The sequence below is a fragment of the Pseudomonas sp. MD195_PC81_125 genome (genome assembly GCF_014060985.1).
In the GTDB taxonomy this organism is placed as follows: Bacteria; Pseudomonadota; Gammaproteobacteria; order Pseudomonadales; family Pseudomonadaceae; genus Aquipseudomonas; species Aquipseudomonas parakoreensis.
In genome coordinates this window covers 1-3,605 of record NZ_JABULD010000438.1, presented here as the reverse complement: position 1 = coordinate 3,605, position 3,605 = coordinate 1, and the positions used below count along the sequence as shown (strand labels likewise).

Below are 3,605 nucleotides of genomic sequence, written 5' to 3'. Positions count from 1 at the left end.
CGAAGCGGCCCCAAGAGCTGGGACCGCTGCGCAGTCCATCGGGGATAAATCCCCTCGCCACAAAGCTCACTCCTACTTTTTTGTGGTGTTGATCAGTTTTGCGCAGGTTTCTTGAAGACGTAAAACAAGTTCGGCTCACTCACCAGATACAACGTCCCGTCGTCATCCATCGCGATCCCTTCGGCTTGTGGCACGCTTTTTTGTAGGCCTTGGCGGCCCCTGTTGAGTGACAGTGTGCTCAGCGGACGCCCATCCACATCCAGTTCCAGAATCAGCCCCGACTCGTCGGACAGCGCCAGCAAATGGCCGCTGCGCTCGTCGTATTGCAGGCTCGACAGATCGCGCACGAACATCCCGGCATCGCGCTTGGGATTATTGATCACGTGCACCGCGTAGGATTTTTCCGGATTGAAGTGCGGAAATCCGTGCACTTCATAAATCAGCATCGGGTCGCGCTCCTTGGCCACGAACAGGCGTTTGCCCACCGAGTCATACGCCAGGCCCTCGAAGCCCTTGTTGCCGCTCATGTGCACGCCAAGTGTCATCTGTTCGGCATCCGCGGCATCGAGGAAGGTCGTGTCGTGCTCAAGATGCACCTTGATCAGCCGTTGCTCTCGCTCGTCGGTAATCACGTAGGTGTCGGCGCTGATGAACTCCACCGCTTCCGCATCGCCAAAGCCGATCAGTGCGATGCGCCGCAGGATCTTGCCGTCGAGCGACAACTCGACCAATTCGGCGTGCTTATTGGTCACGGTGAACAGGCTTTTGCGCAGCGGATCGTAGGTCAGCGCCGACACATCGTCGTTCAGCCCGTCGATGACCCGAGCCTCGACCTCGACCCGGTACTGATCCAGACCGATGGCCTGGCTGCTTAACGGTTGCCACACACTGTGCAGGTTGAACCAGGCGCGCTCGAACAGGCGCAGGTATTGGCCGATCGCGATCAACGCGATCAGGGCAATCACTGACAGGATGGCAAACAGGGGCTTGGGACGGGCAAGTCGACGCATTCAGGCAGGCTCGGGATCAAAACAGGCGGATGAAATATCACGCCTGTCTGAACTGAAGCTTAATGGCCACTTGCCTCAGGCCACAAGACGCCCCTGTGTAGGAGCTGCCGCAGGTGCGATCTTTTGATCTTGAAAAAACAAAAAKCAAAAAGATCGCAGCCTGCGGCAGCTCCTACAGGGGTTCATCACAGTCGGATGACCTGCAATGACCACGATCCCCACCGACATCAAACTGCACAAAGCCTCGAAAACCCTGACGCTCAAGTACGCGTCCGGCGAGGAGTACACCCTGCCCGCCGAATTTCTGCGCGTGCACTCCCCTTCCGCCGAGGTCCAGGGCCACGGCAAACCGATCCTGCAATTCGGCAAGCTCAATGTCGGCCTCAGCGGCCTGGAACCGGCCGGTCACTACGCACTGAAACTGACCTTCGACGACGGTCACGACAGCGGCTTGTTCACCTGGGATTACCTCTACGAGCTGGGGCGACGTTATGACGCACTCTGGGCCGATTATCTGGCCGAGCTCAAAGCCGCCGGAAAAACCCGCGATCCGGACCAGTCGATTGTCAAGCTGATGCTCTAGTCCGAGACTCTTGCTCTTTAGAGGGCATTTTCTAAATTCATCTGTTTGAATGCTGCGCCTGGCGGTCGAGGATCGGCTGCTTGCGAAAAAAATTAAACTCGGGTAACCAATGGAGCTGGCAAGTTCCCTGCAGTGCTCTATGAACTGTAAAGCAGCTATGCAGAATTAACGGTCACCCGAGCAGTAGTACCTGGCATTGGCTGTGGAACTGCACAGCTGAAACCGGGTACTCGTCTCAGGACAATGGAGCGTCGTAGATGAGTAACAAGAATAACGATGACCTGAAGTACCAAGCCTCGGAAAACACCCTGGGGCTTAATCCCGTCGTTGGGCTACGCGGAAAGGATCTGCTGGCCTCTGCTCGAATGGTGCTGACCCAGGCCATCAAACAACCGATCCATAGCGTCAAGCACGTCACCCATTTCGGCCTCGAACTGAAGAACGTGCTGTTCGGCAAATCCGAACTGCAACCGGCCAGCGATGACCGTCGCTTCGTTGACCCTGCGTGGAGTCAGAACCCGCTCTACAAACGTTATCTGCAAACTTACCTGGCGTGGCGCAAGGAGCTCCATTCCTGGATCGACGACAGCAGCCTGTCGCCCAAAGACATCGCGCGCGGCCACTTCGTGATCAACCTGATGACCGAAGCCATGGCCCCGACCAATACCGCCGCCAACCCGGCGGCGGTCAAACGCTTCTTCGAGACCGGCGGCAAAAGCCTGCTCGATGGCCTCTCGCATCTGGCCAAGGATCTGGTGCACAACGGCGGCATGCCGAGCCAGGTCAACATGGGCGCGTTCGAGGTCGGCAAGAGCCTGGGCGTGACCGAAGGCGCGGTGGTGTTTCGCAACGACGTGCTGGAGCTGATCCAGTACAAGCCGATCACCGAGCAGGTCCACGAGCGCCCTCTGCTCGTGGTGCCGCCACAGATCAACAAGTTCTACGTGTTCGACCTGAGCCCGGACAAGAGTCTGGCGCGTTTCTGCCTGCGCAATAACGTGCAGACCTTCATCGTCAGCTGGCGCAACCCGACCAAGGCCCAGCGCGAGTGGGGCCTGTCGACTTACATCGATGCGCTCAAGGAAGCCGTCGACGTGGTCACGGCCATCACCGGCAGCAAAGACGTGAACATGCTCGGCGCCTGCTCCGGCGGCATTACCTGCACCGCCCTGCTCGGCCACTACGCCGCGATCGGCGAGAATAAGGTCAACGCCCTCACGCTGCTGGTCAGCGTGCTCGACACCACGCTGGACAGCGACGTCGCCCTGTTCGTCGACGAGCAGACCCTGGAGACCGCCAAGCGCCACTCCTATCAGGCCGGTGTGCTCGAAGGCAAAGACATGGCCAAGGTCTTCGCGTGGATGCGCCCCAATGATCTGATCTGGAACTACTGGGTCAACAACTATTTGCTCGGCAACGAGCCGCCGGTGTTCGACATCCTGTTCTGGAACAATGACACCACCCGGTTGCCGGCCGCGTTCCACGGCGACCTGATCGAGATGTTCAAAAACAACCCACTGATTCGGCCCAATGCACTGGAAGTGTGCGGCACGCCGATCGACCTCAAGCAGGTCACTGCCGACATTTTCTCGCTGGCCGGCACCAACGACCACATCACCCCGTGGAAGTCCTGCTACAAGTCGGCGCAGCTGTTTGGTGGCAAGGTCGAGTTCGTGCTGTCGAGCAGCGGGCATATCCAGAGCATCCTGAACCCGCCGGGCAACCCGAAATCGCGTTACATGACCAGCGAAGGCATGGCCGCCAATGCCGATGACTGGCAAGAGAACTCGACCAAGCACACCGATTCCTGGTGGCTGTACTGGCAGGCGTGGCAGGCCGAGCGCTCGGGCAATCTGAAGAAGGCGCCACTGAAACTGGGCAACAAGGCGTATCCGGCAGGCGAGGCCTCGCCGGGCACCTACGTTCACGAGCGGTAACTGACACCTCGCCCTCCCTGTAGGAGCTGCCGCAGGCTGCGATCTTTTGATCTTTGTTTTTTTAGAAATCAAAAA

General features: G+C 58.6%; 3 protein-coding genes. 2 read left to right on the top strand and 1 reads right to left on the bottom strand.

The window, feature by feature from the left end:
- Positions 1–92 precede the first annotated feature (92 nt).
- Positions 93–1,010 carry an SdiA-regulated domain-containing protein gene (locus HT737_RS17735; protein WP_182403472.1) on the bottom strand — a complete coding sequence of 306 codons (918 nt, stop codon included), beginning with the start codon at positions 1,008–1,010 and terminating at the stop codon, positions 93–95.
- Positions 1,011–1,215: 205 nt separating this feature from the next.
- Between HT737_RS17735 and HT737_RS17730 the strand changes: the two genes are divergently transcribed.
- Together HT737_RS17730 and phaC are read left to right on the top strand one after the other, a co-directional pair.
- Complete coding sequence (locus HT737_RS17730; protein WP_086793902.1) at positions 1,216–1,593, top strand: gamma-butyrobetaine hydroxylase-like domain-containing protein; 378 nt, start codon at positions 1,216–1,218, stop codon at positions 1,591–1,593.
- 257 nt (positions 1,594–1,850) lie between these two features.
- The gene (gene phaC, locus HT737_RS17725; protein ID WP_041074938.1) at positions 1,851–3,530 is read left to right on the top strand and encodes a class II poly(R)-hydroxyalkanoic acid synthase; all 1,680 of its coding nucleotides are present in this window, start codon (positions 1,851–1,853) and stop codon (positions 3,528–3,530) included.
- Positions 3,531–3,605: the final 75 nt, after the last annotated feature.

Bases quoted from the DNA above. Each gene is read 5' to 3' on its own strand.
- HT737_RS17735 (WP_182403472.1), bottom strand. From the start codon at position 1,010: ATGCGTCGACTTGCCCGTCCCAAGCCCCTGTTTGCCATCCTGTCAGTG.
- HT737_RS17730 (WP_086793902.1), top strand. From the start codon at position 1,216: ATGACCACGATCCCCACCGACATCAAACTGCACAAAGCCTCGAAAACC.
- phaC (WP_041074938.1), top strand. From the start codon at position 1,851: ATGAGTAACAAGAATAACGATGACCTGAAGTACCAAGCCTCGGAAAAC.